General features: G+C 62.3%; 15 protein-coding genes. 9 read left to right on the top strand and 6 right to left on the bottom strand.

Annotation, left to right across the window (positions count from 1 at the left end; all coding sequences use genetic code 11):
* Window positions 1-46 precede the first annotated feature (46 nt).
* Complete coding sequence (locus tag AC6IZO_RS08930) at window positions 47-3,454, top strand: TonB-dependent receptor (RefSeq protein WP_497804441.1); 3,408 nt, start codon at window positions 47-49, stop codon at window positions 3,452-3,454.
* Window positions 3,455-3,566: 112 nt separating this feature from the next.
* On the opposite strand, the gene typA is transcribed toward AC6IZO_RS08930, so the two are convergent.
* Window positions 3,567-5,399: a translational GTPase TypA gene (gene typA, locus AC6IZO_RS08925; protein ID WP_497804440.1), complete on the bottom strand. Its 1,833-nt coding sequence runs from the start codon at window positions 5,397-5,399 to the stop codon at window positions 3,567-3,569.
* Between the two features lie 504 nt (window positions 5,400-5,903).
* Here typA and AC6IZO_RS08920 point away from each other — a divergent pair.
* Window positions 5,904-8,750: an alpha-amylase family glycosyl hydrolase gene (locus AC6IZO_RS08920; RefSeq protein WP_497804439.1), complete on the top strand. Its 2,847-nt coding sequence runs from the start codon at window positions 5,904-5,906 to the stop codon at window positions 8,748-8,750.
* Window positions 8,751-8,964: 214 nt separating this feature from the next.
* Here AC6IZO_RS08920 and AC6IZO_RS08915 read toward each other — a convergent pair whose 3' ends face one another.
* The gene (locus AC6IZO_RS08915) at window positions 8,965-9,450 is read right to left on the bottom strand and encodes a DUF2062 domain-containing protein (protein ID WP_497804438.1); all 486 of its coding nucleotides are present in this window, start codon (window positions 9,448-9,450) and stop codon (window positions 8,965-8,967) included.
* Window positions 9,451-9,646: 196 nt separating this feature from the next.
* Between AC6IZO_RS08915 and AC6IZO_RS08910 the strand changes: the two genes are divergently transcribed.
* Window positions 9,647-10,171, top strand: a complete 525-nt coding sequence (locus AC6IZO_RS08910) for a peroxiredoxin (protein WP_497804436.1) — start codon at window positions 9,647-9,649, stop codon at window positions 10,169-10,171.
* A gap of 98 nt (window positions 10,172-10,269) precedes the next feature.
* Here the strand turns inward: AC6IZO_RS08910 and AC6IZO_RS08905 are convergent, their stop codons facing one another.
* Window positions 10,270-11,208, bottom strand: coding sequence for a GGDEF domain-containing protein (locus tag AC6IZO_RS08905; protein WP_497804435.1), 939 nt, complete (start codon window positions 11,206-11,208; stop codon window positions 10,270-10,272).
* A gap of 328 nt (window positions 11,209-11,536) precedes the next feature.
* On the opposite strand from AC6IZO_RS08905, the gene AC6IZO_RS08900 reads away from it, so the two are divergent.
* The 6 genes from AC6IZO_RS08900 (at window position 11,537) to AC6IZO_RS08875 (ending at window position 18,050) form a co-directional block, all read left to right on the top strand.
* Entirely contained in the window at window positions 11,537-12,394 is an 858-nt protein-coding gene (locus AC6IZO_RS08900) for a prephenate dehydratase (RefSeq protein WP_497804434.1), read from the top strand.
* A 1-nt stretch (window position 12,395) separates the two neighbouring features.
* Window positions 12,396-13,193 (top strand): prephenate dehydrogenase, encoded by a 798-nt coding sequence (locus tag AC6IZO_RS08895; protein WP_497804433.1) that lies wholly within the window; start codon window positions 12,396-12,398, stop codon window positions 13,191-13,193.
* A 47-nt stretch (window positions 13,194-13,240) separates the two neighbouring features.
* On the top strand, window positions 13,241-13,627 hold the full coding sequence (locus AC6IZO_RS08890) for an NINE protein (RefSeq protein ID WP_497804432.1): 387 nt from the start codon (window positions 13,241-13,243) through the stop codon (window positions 13,625-13,627).
* Window positions 13,628-13,793: 166 nt separating this feature from the next.
* Window positions 13,794-15,233 carry a TolC family protein gene (locus AC6IZO_RS08885; protein WP_497804431.1) on the top strand — a complete coding sequence of 480 codons (1,440 nt, stop codon included), beginning with the start codon at window positions 13,794-13,796 and terminating at the stop codon, window positions 15,231-15,233.
* Window positions 15,234-16,409 carry an HlyD family secretion protein gene (locus tag AC6IZO_RS08880; RefSeq protein ID WP_497804430.1) on the top strand — a complete coding sequence of 392 codons (1,176 nt, stop codon included), beginning with the start codon at window positions 15,234-15,236 and terminating at the stop codon, window positions 16,407-16,409.
* Window positions 16,410-16,454: 45 nt separating this feature from the next.
* A complete protein-coding gene (locus AC6IZO_RS08875; RefSeq protein WP_497804429.1) occupies window positions 16,455-18,050 on the top strand; it encodes a DHA2 family efflux MFS transporter permease subunit in 1,596 nt (531 codons plus the stop codon).
* Between the two features lie 550 nt (window positions 18,051-18,600).
* Here AC6IZO_RS08875 and AC6IZO_RS08870 read toward each other — a convergent pair.
* The 3 genes from AC6IZO_RS08870 to AC6IZO_RS08860 all read right to left on the bottom strand — a co-directional run bounded on the left by AC6IZO_RS08870 (window position 18,601) and on the right by AC6IZO_RS08860 (window position 21,077).
* Window positions 18,601-18,963 (bottom strand): hypothetical protein, encoded by a 363-nt coding sequence (locus tag AC6IZO_RS08870; protein WP_497804428.1) that lies wholly within the window; start codon window positions 18,961-18,963, stop codon window positions 18,601-18,603.
* 44 nt (window positions 18,964-19,007) lie between these two features.
* Entirely contained in the window at window positions 19,008-20,396 is a 1,389-nt protein-coding gene (locus AC6IZO_RS08865; protein WP_497804427.1) for an FtsX-like permease family protein, read from the bottom strand.
* A 93-nt stretch (window positions 20,397-20,489) separates the two neighbouring features.
* Window positions 20,490-21,077 carry a methyltransferase family protein gene (locus tag AC6IZO_RS08860; protein ID WP_497804426.1) on the bottom strand — a complete coding sequence of 196 codons (588 nt, stop codon included), beginning with the start codon at window positions 21,075-21,077 and terminating at the stop codon, window positions 20,490-20,492.
* Between the last annotated feature and the right edge of the window lie 2 nt (window positions 21,078-21,079).

Below are 21,079 nucleotides of genomic sequence, written 5' to 3'. Positions count from 1 at the left end.
GCAAAGATTCCAAGGGGCACTCGGACAGGAGTGCCCCTTTCGTGTTATGTCCCGTTTTTCGCTGAAACAGTTCGTTCACATTCCCGAAACATCCTGCTATGCTTTACACAACTTTAGGAAACCCCTCTTCCCGAAATTAAGACACAGACACCGAAGGAGCTCGGCCATGAGAAGCCGCTCGTTGGGATTTTTGTTTTTCCTTCTGTTCACCGTTTGCTGTTGTCTTTCGGCGCAGACGTTCCGAGGCAGCATCCAAGGCACAGTGACCGATCCGACCGGGGCGGCCGTCAGCGGCGCGCAGGTCAAGGTCTTCAGCCCGGCCACGGGCTTGTCGCGTACGGTCACCACCAATGATCAGGGCGACTACGTGGCCAGCGAACTGCCGCTGGGCAATTACAGCGTCAGCGTCACCAAGCCGGGTTTCCGTACCACCACACTGACCAACATTCCGGTGAGCGTAGGCTCGCCGCAGCGCGCCGACGCCAAACTTTCCACCGGCCAGGTGCAGGAAAAGGTTGAGGTCAGCGCAGAGATTCCGCTGGTGGAGACCACCAGCAACACCATGGGCGGCACCATTGAAGCCGCCGAAGCCGCGCAACTGCCGGTCAACGGCCGCGACTTCACCAAGCTGCTGGAACTGGTTCCCGGCTCGTGCAGCGACCCGAACGGCTCGACCGAGTCGGCTGGCAGCTATGGCCTGTTCAGCGTGAACGGCAACCGCGGCCGCTCGAACAACTACCTGCTGGACGGCACTGATATGAACGACGGCTACCGCAACCTGCCGTCGATCAACCAGGCTGGCGTCTGGGGCTGCCCTTCGACGATTTTGCCGATTGACGCGCTGGCCGAGTTGCCGGTGACGGCGAGCCCGGAGGCCGAGTTCGGCCGCAGCTCGGGCGCCACGGTCAACCTGGTCACCAAGTCGGGCACCAACCAGATCCACGGCAGCTTCTTCGAGTACTTCCGCAATGATGCGCTGGGTGCGCGCAACGCGTTCAACAGTTCCAGCCAGTCCAAAAATTCGTTCCACAACCATCAGTTCGGCGGCTCCGCCGGCGGCCCGTTCGTCAAGGACAAGTCGTTCTGGTTCGTGGCCTATGAAGGCCAGCGCGAAGATGGCGGCCTGCCGCAGCTGGGCAAGGCGCCCACGCAGGCGGACATCAACGCCTACGAAGGCACCATCAACCCGGTCGTCCAGAAGCTGCTGGCCATGAAGCCGTGGGGCTCGCTGCCAACCGATGGACTGGGCAACGTGACCTACACCACGCCGTTCAGCAACCGCATTGACAGCCTGATCTTCAAGATGGATCAGCACCTGCACCTGTTCAGCGACAGCGACCTGCTGACCGGACGCTATTATTTCGGCAACAGCGACCAGAGCTTCCCGCTGGGCATGCTCTACACGGGCGGTAGCGCGCCGGGCTATAACACTTCCACGCCGACGCACGTCAACATTGTTTCGCTCTCCTACACCACGGTTCCCAAGTCGAACTGGGTGGTGGAGATCCGTGGCGGCTACAACCGCTTTCTGCAGGACTTCTACCCGCAGGACATCAAGTTCAACCCGACCTCGATTGGCCTGAACACACTGCCGCCGGAGTACATGGCGACGCGCGATTACGGTCTGCCGACGATCACCATCTCGGGCGGCTACAGCCCGATTGGCGCCACCGGCAGCGACTCGCGTGGCCGTGTGGACACCAATTACCAGCTGTTCGGCAACGTCAGCTACACCTCGGGCAAGCACAACATCAAGTTCGGCTATGAATTCCGCCGCACGGCCATCAACAGCTTTATCGACTCCGGCCACCGCGGCGCGTTGCACTTTGCGTCGCTCGACGACTTCCTGGCAGGTAACATCGCCAGCGGCTCGTCGGCCTCCGGCTACGGCACGCGCTATACCTATCAGAACTCCGATGGCATGTACCTGCAGGATTCCTACCGCCTGAGTTCGCGCACGACGTTGAACTTCGGTCTGCGCTGGGATTACTTCGGCGTGGTGGGTGAGCGCAACCATGGGTTCAGCCTGTTCAACACCGCAAACGGCGACGTGCTGACGAACGTGCACAAGCTGTATCCGCGCGACTTCCGCGATGTGGCTCCGCGTTTCAGCATCGTCAATGACGTGATGGGCAACGGCAAGCTGGTGCTGCGCGCCGGCGCCGGCGTCTTCTACGATGGCCCGTCGCAGGACTTCTTCGTGGGCAACCAGCCCTGGAACACGCTTCCGGCGCAGGCCGGCCCAGCCTTCAACAACATCGCCTACGGCAGCCTGCTGCCCACCGGCTATGACTCCAAGGAGAATCCGTATTACATCCTGGGATCCTCGCAGCAGGTCTTTGACCCGAACAGCTACGCGGTGACCAGCCTGTTTACGGTCTCACAGAAGCTGAAAACGCCGCGCTACGTCTCCTACAACTTCAACATTGAGTCGCAGTTGACCAAGACGATGGCGGCGCAGATCGGCTACGTCGGTTCGCAGGGCCGCCACCTGTTCCGCTTCCGCGACCTGAACCAGGCGGACACGAACGGCAACTTCCCGTATCCAGACTGGTATTACATCAACCAGATCGAGACGCAGGCTTCGTCGAGCTACAACTCGCTGCAGGCCTCGTTGAAGATGCGCAACTGGCACGGCTTCAGCTCCACGCTGAACTACACCTGGGCGCACTCGATTGACGACGCCAGCGACGGCTTGGACTTTGTGCCGAACGCCGCGCAGCCGGACGACAGCTACAACGCCTGGAAGGAGCGCGCCAGTTCGAACTTCGACGTGCGCCACCGCATCCAGTGGTACTTCAACTACTCGCTGCCGAAGTTTGAGACGGCGAAGTGGCTGACCAACGGATGGGCCTTCAACGGCATGTTCAACTTCGCTACCGGCCAGCCTTACACGGTGCATTATCTGTATGAGGCCGATTACAACGGCAGCGGCGAGTGGTTTGGCCGTCCGGACATCAACTTCGCGACCGTCAAACAGGGCACCAGTGGAACCAACCTGCTGAACCTGGCGTCAATCACCGCGCCGTGCACGTGGGACACCACGCTGAACGATGGCAACGGTGGATGCGTGGCGGGCACGCAGCACTTCGGCAATGAGCCGCGCAACGCCTTCCGCTCCACCAACTACACGAACATGGACTTCTCGGTGAGCAAGACCCAGCACCTGACCGAACGGGTGACGATGGAGTTGCGCGCCGACATCTTCAACATCTTCAATCACTCGAACTTCACCAATCCGCTTCTGCCGGGCTTCGGCATCGACGTGTTCTCCACCAACCACTTTGTGGCGAATGCGGGCTCGACAACTCAGGGCAAGATCTACGCGGGCGATCCGTCGCAGTCGGTCAACTACCTGCAGACGACGGCCACGCCGGACGTGGGCAGCGGCAACCCGTTCCTGGGTGGCGGCGGTCCGCGCGGCGCCCAGTTGGCGGTGCGGTTCTCGTTCTAAACAGCAAGCCCTGCATCCGTGGCCATCGCGGCCGTGGATGCGGGGCAACTCTTCAGCATGCGAAAGGCCGCCGAAATGGCGGCCTTTCTGTTTTGGTTGAATGCGTGTGCTGCTACTCGGGCTTCTCCATCGCCTCGCGCTTTTCCCACGGTTTGGGGCGGCGGTTCTCCTGCAGAATCTTCTTGCGCAGGCGCAGCGACTTCGGCGTGATCTCCACCAGTTCGTCGTCGGAGATGAACTCGATGCACTGCTCGAGCGTCAGCTCGCGGCAGGGCGTCAGGCGGATGGCCTCGTCGGCGGTGGAGGAGCGCATGTTGGTCAGCTTCTTTTCGCGCACGGCGTTCACGTCAATGTCGTTGTCGCGGTTGTGCTCGCCAATGATCATGCCTTCGTAAAGCTCGGTGCCGGCGTTGACGAATAACTGTCCGCGGTCCTGCAGACCGTTGAGAGCATAGGTCGTGGTGGTGCCCGCGCGGTCGGCGATGATGGCGCCGGTGAGGCGGTGGGCAATGGCACCCTGCCACGGAATGTAGCCGTCGAACAGCGAGTTCATGACGATGGTGCCGCGGGTTTCGGTCAGCAGTTCGCTGCGCAGGCCGATGAGGCCGCGGCTGGGCACGCGGAACTCCATGCGCACGCGGCCATAGCCGTGGTTGTGCATCTTCTGCATTTCAGCCTTGCGCGTGCCGAGCTTCTCCATCACCACGCCAACAAACTCTTCGGGGATGTCGACGGAGAGCACTTCGACCGGCTCCATGAGCACGCCGTCCACTTCCTTGGTAACGATCTCCGGCATGCCGACGGCAAGCTCAAAGCCTTCGCGGCGCATCATCTCCAGCAGGATCGAAAGCTGCAGTTCGCCACGTCCGGAGACGCGGAACGAATCCGTGCTGTCGGTCTCCTCCACCTTGATGGAGACGTTGGTCAGCAGTTCCTTGTCGAGGCGGTCGCGCAGGTTGCGCGAGGTCACAAACTGGCCTTCACGTCCGGAGAACGGCGAGTTGTTGACCGTGAACTGCATGGCAATGGTCGGCTCGTCGATGCTGATGCGCGGCAGCGGCGCGGGCGCTTCGTAGCTGGTGATGGTGTCGCCGATGGTGATGCCCTCGACGCCTGCGACGGCAATGATGTCGCCCATCTCGGTCTGCTCAATGTCGGTGCGGTTCAGGCCGCTGAAGCTGAACAGCTTGGTGATGCGCACCTTGTCGATGTTGCCGTGGGCCTTGGCGATGCCAACCTCTTCGCCGGTGCGCAGCGTGCCGTTGAAGACGCGCGCAATGGCCAGGCGGCCGAGGTAGTCGCTGTAATCAAGGTTGGCCACCAGCACCTGCAGCGGCGCGTCGGCGTCACCGGAGGGCGCGGGGATGGTCTTGATGATGGCGTCGAACAGCGGCTGAAGGTTCTCGCCCGGCGTGGCCAGATCGGTTGTGGCGGTTCCGGAGCGGGCGTTGGTGTAGAGCACGGGGAAGTCGAGCTGCTCTTCGCTGGCGTCGAGGTCGATGAACAGGTCGTAAACCTCGTTCAGCACTTCCTGACAGCGGGCGTCGGCACGGTCAATCTTGTTGATGACGACGATGGGCGGCAGTTTCGCTTCCAGCGCCTTGCTGAGCACGTAGCGCGTCTGCGGCAGAGGGCCTTCGCTGGAGTCGACCAGAAGCATGACGCCGTCGACCATCTTGAGCGCGCGCTCCACTTCTCCGCCGAAGTCGCTGTGGCCCGGCGTATCCACGATGTTGATCTTCGTGTCGTGATAGAAGACGGCGGTGTTCTTGGCCAGGATGGTGATGCCTCGCTCACGCTCCAGATCGTTGGAATCCATGACGCGCTCGACCAGTTCCTGGTTGGCGCGGAAGACTCCGCTCTGACGAAGCATGGCGTCAACCAGCGTGGTCTTACCGTGGTCGACGTGCGCGATGATGGCGATATTGCGAAGCTCTTTGCTCAAAACTCTCTCATCCTTGCTATTTTGCGAATTGGCCTACGTGAGGGCGTACTACTAGTTTGACACAAACTGCGCGAAAAAAGTGGCCGCCCCGGCCATCGGCCACCTTCCTGCGCGGCAAAATCCGCGAGTATCCAAGCGAAAAGCGCGCTAAATGGCGCTCAGCAGGCGTCATTTGGGCACATCGCGCAGGTCTTAAGACCCGGCAATTGAGCGGCGCGCATCGCATCCGCAGGCTGGCGGATGCAGTCGCGCACTTGCGCTACAGACTTCTGGAGGCTCCCCGGGCGCATGGAAGCCAGCGGGAGAGACGAGCCAGCGAAGATCGTCCCCACTGATTTGCCTTAACCCGATAAAATTCAATGTTGTGCCCGGAGAGCGGGCGGAAGCACAGCTTAACGAAAGTTGATGCTCGCCCCTGTCTGCTTGGGCTGGCAGGGTTTAAGATAAATTGCACCTTTCGCGGCGTCCCGGGGAAGCCTCCGTGCGCCGTGCCGTGCAGATTGAATGAGTGACAGAGTGATCATGGGAAAAACAGGCGCATCTTTCTCGAACCTGCTTTGGCGGCGTGCAGCCCTAATTCTGCTGGTTGGCGCGCTGCTGGCGATGGCAGGTTGCGGCAGCAGCACCAGCCACACTAACTCCGGCACGCTTTCGCTCTCGGTTTCCTCGATGAGCTTCAGCTTCACCAAGGGACTGACGAACATCACGACAGTGGACCCGCAGACGGTGACGGTGACCGATTCAACCGGCAACACCGACGTCTCGGTCACTTCGGATTCGAGCTGGCTGAGCGTGCTGCCGAGCAATGGCGTCACTCCGGTCACTCTGACGGTCACGGCGCTGCCCAACGGGCTTGCCGCCAAGACCTATACCGGCTGGATTACGGTGCAGTCGAGCAAGAGTGTGGCCTACCTCAAGGTCACGCTGGTAGTGAACAAGACGCCGGACGAGCCGGTGATGCAGCTTCAGCCCACCAGCCTGAGCTTTACGGCGACCGCCGGCGGCAGCAGCCCGGAGAGCCAGGTGGTCACGGTCAAGAACCTCAATTCCACTTCGACGCCCTCGGAGATGACGTACAGCGTCACCAGTGATTCTTCCTGGCTGACGACCTCGCCCACCTCCGGCACCGCCACGCAGGCGGTCTTCGTGCAGCCGGCAACCGGGTCGCTCTCGGCCGGAACCTACACCGGCACGCTCACCTTCACGGCCCCGGACGCTACTTCGGGTTCGAAGACACAGACCGTTGCGGTGACCGTCACGGTGAAGGGCGCCATGCCCACCGTGGAGTCCCATGCCGATCTGCGGCGCAACATCATTTATCAGCTGGTGACGGATCGCTTCTATGACGGCGACGCCACCAATAACAATCCGTCCATCAGCCCCAATATGTATGACGCCAGTCAGTCGAACTGGCAGTACTACTGGGGAGGCGACCTGGCGGGTATTCAGGCCAAGCTTACCTACCTGAAAACGCTGGGCGTCGGCGCCATCTGGGTCTCGCCGCCGGTGGACAACGTGGATCTGGTGACCACCTACAGCAGCGTTCCCTATGCGCCGTACCACGGCTACTGGGCGCGTGACTTCAAGCTGATTGACGATCACTTTGGCGACAGTGCCAAGAGTTGGACGGCTTTTGATGGGTTGATCTCGGCGGCGCATGCGGCCAACATCAAGGTCATTGTTGACTTCGCCGCCAACCACAGCAATCCGCGCGACGCCGGTGAGTATGGCGCGCTTTATGACGCGGGCACCAAGCTGACCGACTACAACAGCGACAGCGGCACCTACTATCACCACACGTCGAACATCACCGACTACTCCGACCGCTATCAGCTTCAGTACTACACGCTGAGCAGCCTGGCGGACTTCAACCAGGAGAGCGCGCCGGTCGACACCTACCTGAAGGATTCGGTGAAGCTGTTCATGCAGCACGGCGTCGACGGCTTCCGCTTTGATGCCGTGAAGCACGCCAACTGGGGCTGGCAGTACACGCTGGCCAACACTGCCAGCACGGCCGCCACCAGCACGCCGCCGTTCCTGTTCGGCGAGTGGGTGGAGGGCATCGGCGATTCGCTGTACAGCGATTCGGTGAAGTTTGCCAATAATTCCGGCATTGCCCTGCTCGACTACCCGCTCTACTACGACACTGCGACGGCCTTCGCCTCCAGCGGAAGCTTCAACACGGTCGACAGCGACATTACCACCGAGTATTCGAGCTTCAGCTACCCGAACGACTTGGTGACGTTCGTTGGCAACCATGACAACGCGCGTCTGCTTTCCAAGGGTGCGACGGCGGCGCAGTTGAACGAGGCTCTGGCTTTTGTGCTGACCGCCCGCGGCATCCCGGTCGTCTACTATGGCGACGAGCAGGCGCTGCACAATGACACCAGCGGCGGCGGCGATCCGTACACGCGCGTGCTGATGTCGAGCTTTGACACCACCACCACGGGCGCGAAGATTGTGCGCTACCTGGCGGCGCTGCGCAGCACCAACCTGGCGCTGCCTTACGGCACCATGCAGCAGCGCTGGAAGAACAGCGACGTGTACATCTACGAGCGCGCCTTCAATGGCAGCGTGGTTTTGGTGGCCATCAACAAGAGCACCACAACCGCGCAGGCACTGAGCGGCCCGTGGTCGACTTCGCTTCCGGCCGGCACCTACACGGACTTCCTCGGCGGACTGATGAGCGGCGTCTCGTTGACCGTCAACAGCGACAACACGGTGAGCAACAACGCCGTGACGCTGCCGGCAAACAGCGTGAGCGTCTGGAGCTACTCGGCCAGCGTGAGCGGCGCGCAGGCTGGCGCACTCACTCCGAACCAGGGACAACCGGGCATTATCGCCGCCGTCTACGGCAAGGGTTTTGGCACCACGACCGGCACGGTCACGGTGGGCGGCAGCTCGGCGACCATCGTCTCCTGGGCTGACGACGCGGTGGTCTTCAACGTGCCGGGTGTCTCGGCAGGTGCGCAGCCGGTGGTGGTCACGCCGTCGGGCGGCACGGCTGTCACGGCGCCCAACAGCTTCCGCGTGCTGAACGCGGCGCAGATTCCGGTGACCTTCACCGTAACCGGCGCCAACCCGGCCAGCGGCGAATCCATCTACATGACCGGCGATGTGGTCGAACTGGGCTCGAATTCGACTTCGACCTCCACAGCCATTGGCCCGCTGCTCGTTCCGCCGAGCGGGACTGACTACTTCATCACCACGCCGGTCCCGGCAGGCAAGACGATCACCTACCACTTCTTCAAGGTGGCCAGCGGCACGGTGACCTCCACGGAGAGCACGACGCACAGCTACACCGTGCCTAGCTCCAGCGTGGGAGCCACCAGCGTGGCTTGGGCCAACTAGGTAGCGAACAAGCAGGACAACGAGGCCGCCCCGCGTGGGCGGCCTTCTTATTTGCAGCAGACCGGCCGCAGGCGTGAGCACTCGCGAGTCGCACGACCCGATTCCTAGGGGCGGCGCGCGCTGCGATTACGCAACCCTCCACGCAGTAGCGGCGAGAATGTCGATTCGCGGTCGCAACTGGTTATGGGCTTTGGAAGCGAAAAGGGAAGCGGTGTTATTCGGCGGATTCGGCGCGGCGTTCGGTGAACGAGCGCGCGGCCATGGCCACCAGCGGCCGCAGCAGAGCATAGGCGGCGAAGAAAGCCGGCACGGCGAAGATGCACCATCCGGCGACGGCGTGCAGCGCGGCGGCCCACAGCGTGTGTGCGGCGTTCGCGTAGCCGGAGTGCACCACGGCGGTGATCTGCGCCACCGAAAGCGGCTGCGGCGCGGCGCCGGTCAATTTCTCTCCGATTCGCACAAACGGCAGCAGCAGGGCAAGCTGCACCGGGTAGACTGCGTAATTCGCCAACTGCATGGCTGGAAGGTTGAGGCGCAGGGCAATGGCCAGAATGGTGCAGATGGTGGTCGTCGTCCCCAGCAGAGGAAACGTGCCCATGACGGCGCCGAGCGCGAGGCTCAGCGCGATCTGACCGGGCGTGACGCCCTGCGTCAGCAGGTCAAGCACGGGTTGGAAGAGCTTGCGGAGACGTTGCTTCATGCTCGATGCCGGACTGCGCCGTGGCGCAGGGGCTGTCTTCATTGAACGGGCGGAACGGCGTGCGAGTCAAGCGGCGTGACTTCTGTTGAAGTTAAAACTCTGTGTATCAGGCAGATCCAGTGATGTTGCACCGGCAGCCTGGAAACGAACATCCAAGATTTGTATAGATGCGCGTAATGCGCCTTGGAGGAATGGGATGCGAAGAACAATGTGGTTGGTTATGAGCCTGTGCGCCATGCTGGCGGTGGCGATGTGGGCTGCCTCCCGCCCCGAGGTGGGGCAGGCGGCGCCGGAGTTTACGCTGAACTCGCAGGACGGCTCGCCTGTGAGCCTGAAGGATTACCGCGGCAAGTGGGTGGTGCTGTACTTCTACCCCAAGGACATGACGAGCGGCTGCACGCTGGAGGCTCACAACTTTGAGCGCGACCTGGCAAAGTATCAGCAGCGCAACGCCGTCATCCTCGGCGTCAGCGTGGACAGCGTGGAGTCTCACAAGCAGTTCTGCGTCAAGGAGAGTCTCAGCTTCAAGCTGCTCTCCGACGGCGACAAGAGCGTGACGAAGCTCTATGGCACGCTGCGTAACCTGGGAGTGATGCAGTTCGCCTCGCGCGAAACCTACCTGATCGACCCGCAGGGCAGGATTGCAAAGGTATTTACCGACGTGAAGCCGTCGGCGCACAGCGACGAGGTGCTTGCCGCCATCGACGCGGCGAAGAAGTAAGTAGCAAGAGCAGTTTCAGGTTTCAAGTTTCGAGTAGTAACAACGAAGGCCCCGCGCAGGATGAACACTGTGCGGGGCCTTTGCGCTTGGGCCGAGTGTTATAGGCTCTGCGTGTTCTCGCCGGAAGCGGGCGAGGAGTAGTGATACAGCTCGCTGCTCCGGTTCAATTCGTCCGAGGCGCGTCGGAGGAGTGAAGATGGGTCGTCTTCCGGCAGCACCATGCTGACCGCGGCGCGGAGCGTGGCGCTCAACTCGCGTCCCTCGTGCTCAATCCTGGCGTGGCCTGCGTGCTGCAGCAGACGCTGGCAGGCTGAGCGCGCCTGTGGCAGGTTGCAGTGCGGCAGCAGCACAAGAAACTGATCGTCCATCCAGCGGCCGAGAAAGTCGGAGTTACGCGCGCCGGCCAGCAGGCCCTTGCTGAGAGCGAGAAAGAGACGGTGGCGCGCAGCGTCGCCACCCTGTCCGGCGGCAGCCTCCAGCCCGTCAGGCTCCAGCAGAATGATGGAGAAATACTCCGCGTGCAGGGCCCAGCGCTCAAAGCTCTCGCGAATCTGCGCAGCGGAGGCCATGACGGAAGGCAGCAGCGTGTGTTCGTCCACCCATTCGCGCGGCTGCGGAGTCCGAGCCCGCGGATCGGTGGCGGCGACGGGGCGGGGCGTCATGTCGCAAAACTGGTATAGCGTGGCGACGGCGACTCCTTCAATCACAATGGGCACCAGCTTGATGCGAACAGGAACGGCGCGGCCGTCGCGGTGGCGTATGCAGGTGACCATCTCGCGGTGATGCACCTCTCCTGCTCGCGGTGGCGTGGATTCCTCCGGCCGTGGGGGGCGGAGCGGTGCGGATTGCACGGCGGATAGCACGCCCTCGGGGCAGGGCTGGTCGAGCACGCTTGCCTGCGCGTATCCGGTAATTTGCCCGGCGGCACGGTTCCAATAGCGCACCTGCTGCTCGCGGTCGAGCACGCAGACAGCGTCGGGCAGCGACTCGAGGATGGTGGCAGGTTCGAATCCGAGCAGAGCGTTGGAATCATTCATCGAAGGTCTCCCGCGCCGGCGGGCGCGCACACAGTGTCCGGCTGGCGGCGGCGCAGGCCGGCTTTGGCCGTGAGAACGCGGCCTACATCAGAAGAAATCGGCAATTGGAGCGTGCGGCTTAAGTGAATTTGTCAGCAAGCCTGACGAAGCGGGTGTGTCCAACCGGACGCCGGGGATTCGGCCAGTGGAATGAATGCCCGCCGGAGAGCGAGGCAACAGGCGTAGCCCCAACGTGTTTCAGAGTGTGGTCAAATTCTGAGAGATTTCTAAGATTGAGCGGACGTCGCGAGTGCCGAGGGCCGTACAATGCAAAGCGGAGAGCCTCCGTATGAGTTCCGAAACGAAAGTCCGCGTTGCCTACCAGGGCGCACCCGGTGCGTTCAGCGAAGCCGCCGTGCACAAGCTGCTTGGTTCCGAGGCGGTGGCGGTGCCATGTGCCACCTTTGAAGCCATGTTCGCCGCCATCGACGAAGGCGCGGCGGAGTTCATCCTCTCCCCGCTGGAGAACACGCTGGCCGGTCCCGTGCTGCGCTGCTATGACCTGCTGCACGAAAGCTCTCTGCACATGAACGCCGAGGTGGCAATGCGTATATCGCACTGCCTGATTGCCTGCCCGGCGGCGCGACTGCAGGACATTCGCCGTGTGGAGTCGCACCCGGTGGCGCTGGCGCAGTGCGAAAAGTTCTTTGCCGAGCGTCCGGAGATTGAGCGCGTTGTGGCCAGCGATACCGCCGACAGCGTGCGTCGCGTGCTTGAAAGCGGCGACACCAGCCGCGCGGCCATTGCCGGAGCACAGGCCGCCACCCGCTATGGCGGACAGATTCTGCTCAGCGAGATTGAGGACGATCCGGGCAACTTTACCCGCTTCGGCCTGCTCTCGCGCCAGGCGGAGCCTCCCACGGACGCCGACATGACCATGCTGGCCATCACCATTCCCAATCAGGCCGGCTCGCTCTTTCACGCGCTGGAGCCATTTGCCAGGCACGGCGTCGATCTGGCCTCGCTGGTCAGCCGCCCGCTGAAGGGCACACCGTGGAATTACCGCTTCTTCCTCGACCTGTGGGCGCCGATGGGCGATCCGCGTCTTTCTCAGGCGCTGGAAGACCTGAAGCCGCGCACGGTTGACATACGCATCTTCGGCTCCTACCGCTCGGACAAGGACGCAGCCACCAAGGCGGAGCGCTAGGATGTTCGAGCGCATCACCATTATTGGCACCGGGCTGATCGGCGGCTCGCTTGGGCTGGCGCTGCACGCAGCAGGGTTCCGGGGCCGCATCACCGGCTGCGACACCCCAAAGGTGCTGGAGCAGGCCAAGGCCCGCGGTGCCATCGACGCAGCGGCCCCTGCGCTGCCTACCGCCGTCGGCGAGGCGCAGCTGATTGTGCTGGCCGTGCCGGTGGAGGTTGCAGTGCGTCTGCTGCCGGAAGTGGCGTCCGTCGCTCCCAAGGATTCGCTCATCACCGACGTGGGCAGCACCAAGCGCAAGCTGGTGGCAGCCGCACGAGAAGTTTTTGATTCCAACGCCGCACAGCGCGTTCTGCCGGGCCACCCCATGACCGGCCGCGAACGTGGCGGCATCGAGAATGCCGAGGCCACGCTCTTTCAGGCCGAGAGCTGGCTGCTGACGCCGCTGCCCGGAGCAGGCCCGGAGCGTTTCGCCGCGCTCTCCGCGCTGATTGAGAGCCTCGGCGCCGTGGTCAGTGAGATTCCGGCCGACGTGCATGACCGCGCGCTGGCCTACACCTCTCACCTGCCGCAGCTTGTCTCCTACGCTCTGGTGGAGGCCGCTCGCGAAGCGCTGCCGCCGGAGGTAGATCCGGTCAAGGTCAGCGGGCCGGGCTGGCGCGATATGACGCGGCTGGCGCACAGTCCGGAAGACCTCTGGCGCGGCATTCTCGCCAGCAACTCTGAGAACGTGGACGACGCCATGCGTGCCTTGGAAATTGCACTGGAGCGCGTGCGCGAGCGTTTGCGCCAGAAGTAGCCGGCGTCCTATTCAGGACGCACCGTGTCGGATATACTCCTGCCGATATGACTACAGCCTGTTTTTGCACGCAGTGCGGCCGCCCCATCGACTCCAACTCCCGTTTCTGCCAGCTGTGCGGCGCACCACAGGCAAGCACGCAGGCGGCAGAAACGTCTTCCGCGCCATATGCATCTCCCGCCACATTTCCGCCGCCATACTCTGCGGCCGGCACCGGCGAGCGGCGCAGCCGGCTCGCGTACATTCTGCTAGGCATCTTTTTGGGCGCTCTGGGCATCCATAACTTCTATGCGGGCTACACCGGCAAGGCCGTGACGCAGTTGCTTATCACGGTGCTGTCGATCGGAATTTTGAGCATTGTTTCCTTTATCTGGGCAATCGTGGACATTGTGACGGTCCGGGCCGACGCGCATGGGGTTCCGTTCGCGGACTGAGCCGGGCCGGAAAGTAACGGTACGGCACGACTTGTAAATATTTCTTGAAAATTAAGTAAGTGTTTACTGACAAACCTGCGTCAACCACGGTAGAATGGGTTTACATCGCGGCGGGGCCTCCCCGCACGCGCTATTGAGGCGGCTCCGACCGCCCGGAGTGGTAAGGGTGTTCAAACACAATTTCTGCAAAATTTCTCAATCGACGCCGCTGCGCCTGACGGCGCTGCTCGCTCTGGCGCTGGTCCCGATGACCATGGCGCAGTCGGGCGGTATGTCGGTGCAGGACCTGTCGGCGGCGCAGAACCCGCTGCTGGGTTCGGTGCCGCAGGGCGCGGTCACGACCGAACCTGTCCGGCTGACCATGATGGACGCGCTCGACCGCGGGCTGAAGTACAACCTTGGCGGCATTCTGGCGGAGCAAAGCATGAGCGGCGCGGCTGCGCAGCGCGTGCGCGCGCTCAGTGCTTTGCTGCCGCAAGTCAATGGCTCGCTCTCCGACGTGAGCCAGCAGCTCAGCGTGGTAGCTTTTGGCTTCCCGATCACGCCGGGTGAAAAGTACATCTACGGCCCGTTCAACGTAACGGACATGCGTGCCACCGTGCAGTCGAACCTGCTGAATATGAGCGCGCTGAACAACTACCGCGCCGCCAAGAGCAGCGAGCAGGCCGTCAAGTTCAGCTATCGCAACACGCGCGACCTCGTTGTGCTGGCCGTTGGCTACCAGTATCTGCTGGCGCTCTCGGACGCTTCGCGCGTGGAGTCGGCGCAGGCGCAGGTGGCAACCTCGCAGGCGCTCTATGACCAGGCCGTGGACCTGCACAAGGCAGGCATGGTGCCGAACATTGACGTGCTGCGCGCCCAGGTGGAGCTGCAAACCGAGCAGCAGCGCCTGCTGGTGGTGCAGAACGACTACGACAAGCAGTTGCTTTCTCTCACCCGCGTGCTGGGCATTCCGGCGGCTCAGAAGATCGAGCTGACGGACAAGATGCCAGCGCCTTCGCCGGTCACCGGCGGCGTGGATGAGAACGTGAAGCAGGCGCTCACAAGCCGCAACGATTACAAGCAGGTGCAAGCCTCGGTAACCGCGGCGGAAGACCTGCTGCGTGCCGCGCGCGCCGAACGTCTGCCGACCATCGGCTTCCAGGGTGACTTCGGCAGCATCGGTCAGCGTCTGTGGCAGAACCACATGACCTACAGCGCGGGCGTGGCGGTGAAGGTGCCGATCTTCGAGGGCGGGCGGATCAGCGGTGACGTGGCTGCGGCCGATACCGACGTGAAGAAGGCCCGGGCGCAGGCCGACGATCTGCGCGGGCGCATCGAATATGAAGTTCGCACGGCCTCGCTCGACGTGGAGGCCGCCACCAAGCAGTTGACCGTCGCCACCAGCAACCTGGATCTGGCTCGGCAGCAGGTGGAGCAGTCACGCGACCGCTTTGCGGCCGGCGTGACCAACAACGTGGAAGTGGTTCAGGCGCAGGAAGCCCGGGCCGCAGCGGAGGAGAGCTACATCAACAGCCTCTTCCTGCACAACTTTTCCAAGCTATCGCTGGCGCGCGCCATCGGGATTGCCGAAGATGCGACGCGGAAATTCCTAGGAGGTAAGTAAGTGGCGGAACCAACCAACAACGAGCAGGCGCCCGAGAAGAAGTCGTCCTCTCTCAGCGGACGCCCCGGGCTGCGCGTCGCTCTGGTTATTTTTCTGATTGTGGCTGCGGCCGCCGGCCTGTTCATCTGGCGCTATTTCAGCGTGCGCGAGTCGACCGACGACGCGCAGGTGGACGGACACATCACGCCGATCAGCTCGCGCGTGAGCGGCACCGTGGTGAAGTTGAATTTTGAAGACAACCAGTACGTTCAGGCCGGCCAGGTGCTGGTGCAGCTTGATCCGAAGGATTACGAAATTGCGGTGCAGCGCGCGCAGGCCGAGTTGAGCGATGCAATGGCCGCTGCCGCTGCCGCCGAAACCAACGTGCCCATTACGCACATCAGCACCGCGGGCCAGTTGGAGACGGCACAGGCCAACCTGAAGGCCGCGCAGAAGGACGTGGATGCCGCGCATGCGCGGCAGCGTGAGGCCGAGGCCAACTACGTGAAGGTCTCCAAGGACCTGGAGCGGTTGAAGACGCTGGTGGCGCGCGATGAAGTGTCGCGCCAGCAGTATGACGCCGCCATTGCGGCCGACGCCGCTGCCAAGGCCGCCGTGGATACCATGCACGCGCAGGTCGCTTCCAGCGAAAGCCGCGTGGCGCAGGCACACGCCGCCGTCACCGTGGCGCAGACCGCGCCGCAGCAGGTGGCCGTGACCAAGCAGCGCTACAGCTCGGCGCAGGCCCTGGTGCAGATGCGCCAGGCCGCGCTCCAGCAGGCGGAGCTGAACCTGCAGTACACCACGGTTCGCGCCGCTGTCAGCGGCATCGTCAGCAAGCGCTCGGCGGAAGTGGGACAGGTGGTCGCCGCCGGCCAGCCGCTGGCCGCGCTCGTCGACCTCGACAATATCTACATCACGGCCAACTTCAAGGAGACGCAGTTGAAGAACATGAAGCCGGGCCAGAGCGTGACCGTGAAGGTGGATGCCTACGGCCGCGAGCTGAACGGCCATGTTGACAGCTTTGGCGGCGCCACCGGCGCGCGCTTCAGCCTGCTGCCTCCGGAGAACGCCACCGGCAACTACGTAAAGGTTGTGCAGCGCGTCCCAGTGAAGATCGCTCTGGAAAAGGGCGAAGACAGCGAGCACAAGCTGCGCCCCGGCATGAGCGTGGTTCCCACCGTCATTACCAAGTAACCTGAGTGCGGTCCGGGTGGGGCCGGACCGCGCTGTTGAGATTTCATGGCCAGTATCGCAGTCACACCAGAGTCAGTTCGCAGTCACGAAACGGTCAATCCGTGGATCGTGGCCATCGCCGTCATGCTGGGCACCTTTATGGAGGTGCTGGACACGACGGTGGTCAACGTTGCGCTGCCGCACATTGCAGGCAGCCTCAGCTCCACGGAAGACGAGGCCACGTGGGTGCTAACCAGCTATCTGGTCTCCAACGCCATCATCCTGCCCATGACGGGCTGGCTGGCGAATTATTTCGGACGCAAGCGCATCCTGCTGATGTCGGTTGCGGGCTTTACGCTGTCGTCACTGGCATGCGGCCTGGCGCCGTCGCTGCCGGTGCTTATCTTCTTCCGCATTGTGCAGGGAGCCACTGGCGGCGGTCTTCAGCCGCTCTCCCAGGCCATCATGATGGAGGCCTTCCCGCCGGAGAAGCGCGGCAAGGCTATGGCATTCTGGGCGCTTGGCATCGTTGTGGCGCCGATGCTCGGACCGGTGCTCGGTGGCTGGCTCACCGATTCATATTCGTGGCGCTGGGTCTTCTACATCAACCTGCCCATTGGCATCATGGCCGTCATTCTGGCGCAGATGTTCGTCTTTGATCCGCCCTACATCAAGCGTGTGGCGAGCAAGGTGGACTACATCGGGATGAGCTTCCTCGTGCTCGGCATGGGCGCCCTGCAGGTGTTCCTCGACAAGGGCCAGCAGGACGACTGGTTCGCCAGCGATTTCATCCGTCTGATGTGCACGTTTGCCGTGCTCGGCCTGATTGCCTTTGTGGTGCGGGAATTAATGACCGAGCATCCCATCGTGGATCTGCGCGCACTCAAGGACCGCAGCTACGCCACCGGCGTCTTCATGATGACCGTGATCGGCTTTGCGCTCTACGGCAGCACGATGCTGCTGCCGCTGTGGCTGCAGACGCTGATGGGCTATCCGGCGTTGCAGTCGGGAATGGCGCTGCTGCCGCGCGGCATGGGATCGTTCCTGTTCATGCCGATGGTCGGCATCATGGTCGGCCGCTTCGATCCGCGCAAGCTGCTGGCCAGCGGCCTCATCATCGTCGGATCCAGCTTCTTCATGTTCGGAGTGCTGAACCTGCAGGCTGGCTACTGGGACATCTTCTGGGCGCAGATTCTGCAGGGCGCCGCCATGGGACTGCTGTTTGTGCCGCTCTCCACGGTGACCATGAACAACATCGCCAAGGAGAAGATGGGCAACGCCAGCAGCATCTTCAACCTGATGAGGAACGTGGGCGGCAGCATCGGCATCGCCACGGTTTCCACCATTTATGCGCGCACCACGCAGGCAAACACCAACGTGCTTGGCGCGCATGTGAATCCGTACAACACGTTCTCCATTAGTACGGTGCAGGGGATCTATTCGGCGATGCAGGCGGCTGGGAGCGACGCGGTTTCGGCCCTGCAGAAGAGCTATGGCGTGGTCTTCATGATGGTGCAGCAGCAGGCTGCCATGCTGGCTTTCATCAAGACGTTTCGCTTCCTCGGCATTCTGTTTCTGGCCATGTTGCCGCTTCTGCTGATCATGAAGAAGCCCGCGCACATGGACGGCGACAAGGATGACAACACGCCCGCCATGCACTAGGGTGTCGCCAGTGGGCCTTGTTTGGAGGCCGCCCGACGGCTGGATCAGAAGTCTGGCTTCTACCATGATTGGTATGGGCTAATACGAAACCTCCGGAAAGTTGTAGATATTTCCGGAGGTTATTTTGTAAGTAATTGAAAACATGATGTTATTTTTCTTCGCAGAGTGGTATGCGGCGTGCTCTTAGAAGGGTACCGTTTACCCTGCGTCTCTGTTATGGAGTACGTCTTCAGGAGGCAGAGAAACGCGCGATGCTTGCTTGGACAAGCACAGACGCGTTTCCTGCCTTTTTTGTATTTCTGGAGCAAGTCCAGATCTGAGGCAGCGGCTCGTCCAATTCCCGCCAAATTCCTGCGCCCTGACTATGCAGAACACCCTGCTTCAGGTGTGTCTTCCTGCCTGCCAATCTCACCTGTAAATGACAAAGCCCCGCTTCGAGTGACCGAAGCAGGGCACGAACTGAACCTTCTGGTTGGTTGCCACCAGCCACAGGTGGCGTAGACGCATCACGACGGCAATGCGTGCGGGATAAAGAAGCGATCTTCAGGGCCTAGGAATTCTTCTTGCTTCCAGTTGACTTGCGCGCGGCCGCCCAACGCTTCTTGGCCGCCTCGGAAATACGGCGACGGCCCTCCGCGGACAGAACCCGTTTGGTTGTTGTCTGCGCGTTGGTCTTTTTGGCGAGTGCTTCCATCGCGCTGATGGCCTGGTCGATGCGTGAGCGCTCGGCGCGCAGGTCAGAAAGAATCTTCGAAATATCCATGTCAGCTCCGTCGACAGCAAGGGGGAATTTACAACTGGTTACTGCCGCATTGCCCGGAGACAGTGTAAAACATCGGTTTCTGGTTTGTCTCGCCGGAAGTATCTTTCTGCTGCGGGTATCTCCCTGGTTATGATTCCACTCAAGAATCACGTTCCGATTCCGGACTGAGTGCCGGGGAGAAGATTCAGGGGCAGTTATTCGTAGCGTAGCGCTTCGGCTGGCAGCACGCGCGCGGCGGAAACCGATGGATAGATTGTGGCGATGAAGGAGATTGCCAGTGACACCACGCTAACCAGCAAGCCGTCGATAAGGCGCGGCGCGAACGGCACATAGTCGATCGCATAGACTTCGGCCGAGAGCGTAATCCAGTGGTAGTGACCGGCGGCGATGGAGATGGCATAGCCCAGCACCAAGCCGATGGCGGTTCCTATGACTCCGATCAACAGACCCTGGAAGATGAAGATGCGGCGCACCTGCGCGCGGCGAGCACCCATGGAGACCAGCACGGCGATGTCCTTGGTCTTTTCCATCACCATCATGATGAGCGAGATGAGGATGTTGAGTGCTGCAACGAAGACAATGAGTCCGATGGTGATGAACGTAACAACGCGCTCCAGCCGCAGGGCGCGGAACAGGGCGCGGTTCTGCTCCATCCAGTTGGTGGTCTGGTAGCCGTGTCCGGCGCGCTGCTCAATGGCGTTGCCAATGGAGGCCGCTTTGTATATGTCATCCACCTTGAACTCAAGCACGCTGGCCACGTCGCCAAGGGCGAAGAGCCGCTGTGAGTCGGCCAGTGAGATGATCGCCCAGGATGAGTCGTAGTCGTAGAAGCCCGACTGAAAGATTCCGGCGACCTTGAAGCGGACATACTTCGGAACCAGTCCAAAGGGAGTCAGCTCGCCCTGTGGGCTGGTAACGAGCACTACGGTTCCGACCGTGGCACCGAGGTCGGTGGCCATGTCCTTGCCAAGAATGATGGGCGGCAGGGTGGTCAGGTTCCGTTGTGCATCCGCGAACTCTGACTTATCATCGGCGGTCTTCGTTGTCTCGCTTGAGGCCGAGTTGAGCAGGCTGGAGCACTCGGCAGAGGTCGTGCCATTGCCGGAGACAGCCGCTGCTTCGCAGGCGTGACGCTGCTCGCTAAGCTTCTGCGCATCCCGCAATGTCTGCGTGGCCGAAGCCGGAGCAACCGAGTTCAGCATGTCGCTGACCCGCAATTCGTGTTCGGGTACCACGCCCTTGAGCACCGCACCCTTGGCACGCGCGCCGCGCGAGATAAGCACCTGCTCGTAGATGGCTGGGGCTGAGGCGATAACGTGCGGCGTCTGATCCAGTTGCTTTTGAAGCTGCGGCCAGTTCTCAATGCCGTCGTTCTCCACCCTCATCAGGTTTACGTGCGAGGTGGAGCCGAGCAGCCGCTGCTGCAGGTCCTGGCGGAAGCCGTTGTTGATGGCCAAGGCGATGATGAGCGAGGCCACACCGGCGGCCACTCCGATGATGGAGATGATCGTAATGATGCCGATGAAAGCCTGGCGGCGCTTGGCGCGCAGATAGCGTGCGGCTACAAACAGCTCGAACTTCATCGGCGGGCCTCGCGGCGGTAGCTCATGTTTCAATTATAGAAGCAGGCTGTGTGACAGGGCCAAATGGCGGCACAGAGAGCACGGATTGCATCTCTAGAATCTCGGAAAGATTGCCGGGACGCGGCGGGCGTAGTCATCCCAGGCGGTGCCGAAGCGGGCACGCAGTTCGCGCTCTTCCAGCGGCACCATCACGGCGCCGGTCGCCACGGCGAACGCGAGCAGGGCAAGGCAGGCGAGGCTGCCGGAGCCGAGCGTCCAGCCGAGCATGGTGCACAGGTGCCCAAGGTAGACCGGGTGCCGCAGGTGCGCGTGGATGCCGGTGGTGATGAGTGCGTCGGGCCGCGGCTGGCGGTCAAGCTCCTGTGCGCCGGTGATGCGCTTGAGACTGAGCGAGCGCGCGCCGCTCGAGTACATGAAGAGCGAAACGCACCAGAAGGGCAGCGCCAGCAGCCACGTCCACGGATGGTCGTAGAGAAGAACATTCCGCAGCGGGGCGCTCAGCCACCAGGCCGCGCACCACAGGGCAAGCCACACGGGGCCGATGACGGCGATGGCGCGCAGTTGCCCGTGGCGCCGCCACCAGGCGGCAAGCGGATGCACGAGCATCCAGAAGGCCGGGATGGTGGCATAGATGCCGCACACCATCCCGGCGAAGAGGCGGAACAACTCCGACGCGCGCATGC

The sequence above is a fragment of the Oryzophilus luti genome (assembly GCF_059726245.1).
The sequence above is the reverse complement of the archived record's forward strand: the minus strand, read 5'-3'. Positions and strand labels throughout refer to the sequence as shown.

Coding starts and splice junctions, on each gene's coding strand:
- AC6IZO_RS08930 (WP_497804441.1), top strand. CDS start 47: ATGTCCCGTTTTTCGCTGAAACAGTTCGTTCACATTCCCGAAACATCC.
- AC6IZO_RS08920 (WP_497804439.1), top strand. CDS start 5,904: ATGAGTGACAGAGTGATCATGGGAAAAACAGGCGCATCTTTCTCGAAC.
- AC6IZO_RS08915 (WP_497804438.1), bottom strand. CDS start 9,450: ATGAAGCAACGTCTCCGCAAGCTCTTCCAACCCGTGCTTGACCTGCTG.
- AC6IZO_RS08910 (WP_497804436.1), top strand. CDS start 9,647: ATGCGAAGAACAATGTGGTTGGTTATGAGCCTGTGCGCCATGCTGGCG.
- AC6IZO_RS08905 (WP_497804435.1), bottom strand. CDS start 11,208: ATGAATGATTCCAACGCTCTGCTCGGATTCGAACCTGCCACCATCCTC.
- AC6IZO_RS08900 (WP_497804434.1), top strand. CDS start 11,537: ATGAGTTCCGAAACGAAAGTCCGCGTTGCCTACCAGGGCGCACCCGGT.
- AC6IZO_RS08895 (WP_497804433.1), top strand. CDS start 12,396: ATGTTCGAGCGCATCACCATTATTGGCACCGGGCTGATCGGCGGCTCG.
- AC6IZO_RS08890 (WP_497804432.1), top strand. CDS start 13,241: ATGACTACAGCCTGTTTTTGCACGCAGTGCGGCCGCCCCATCGACTCC.
- AC6IZO_RS08875 (WP_497804429.1), top strand. CDS start 16,455: ATGGCCAGTATCGCAGTCACACCAGAGTCAGTTCGCAGTCACGAAACG.
- AC6IZO_RS08865 (WP_497804427.1), bottom strand. CDS start 20,396: ATGAAGTTCGAGCTGTTTGTAGCCGCACGCTATCTGCGCGCCAAGCGC.
- AC6IZO_RS08860 (WP_497804426.1), bottom strand. CDS start 21,077: ATGCGCGCGTCGGAGTTGTTCCGCCTCTTCGCCGGGATGGTGTGCGGC.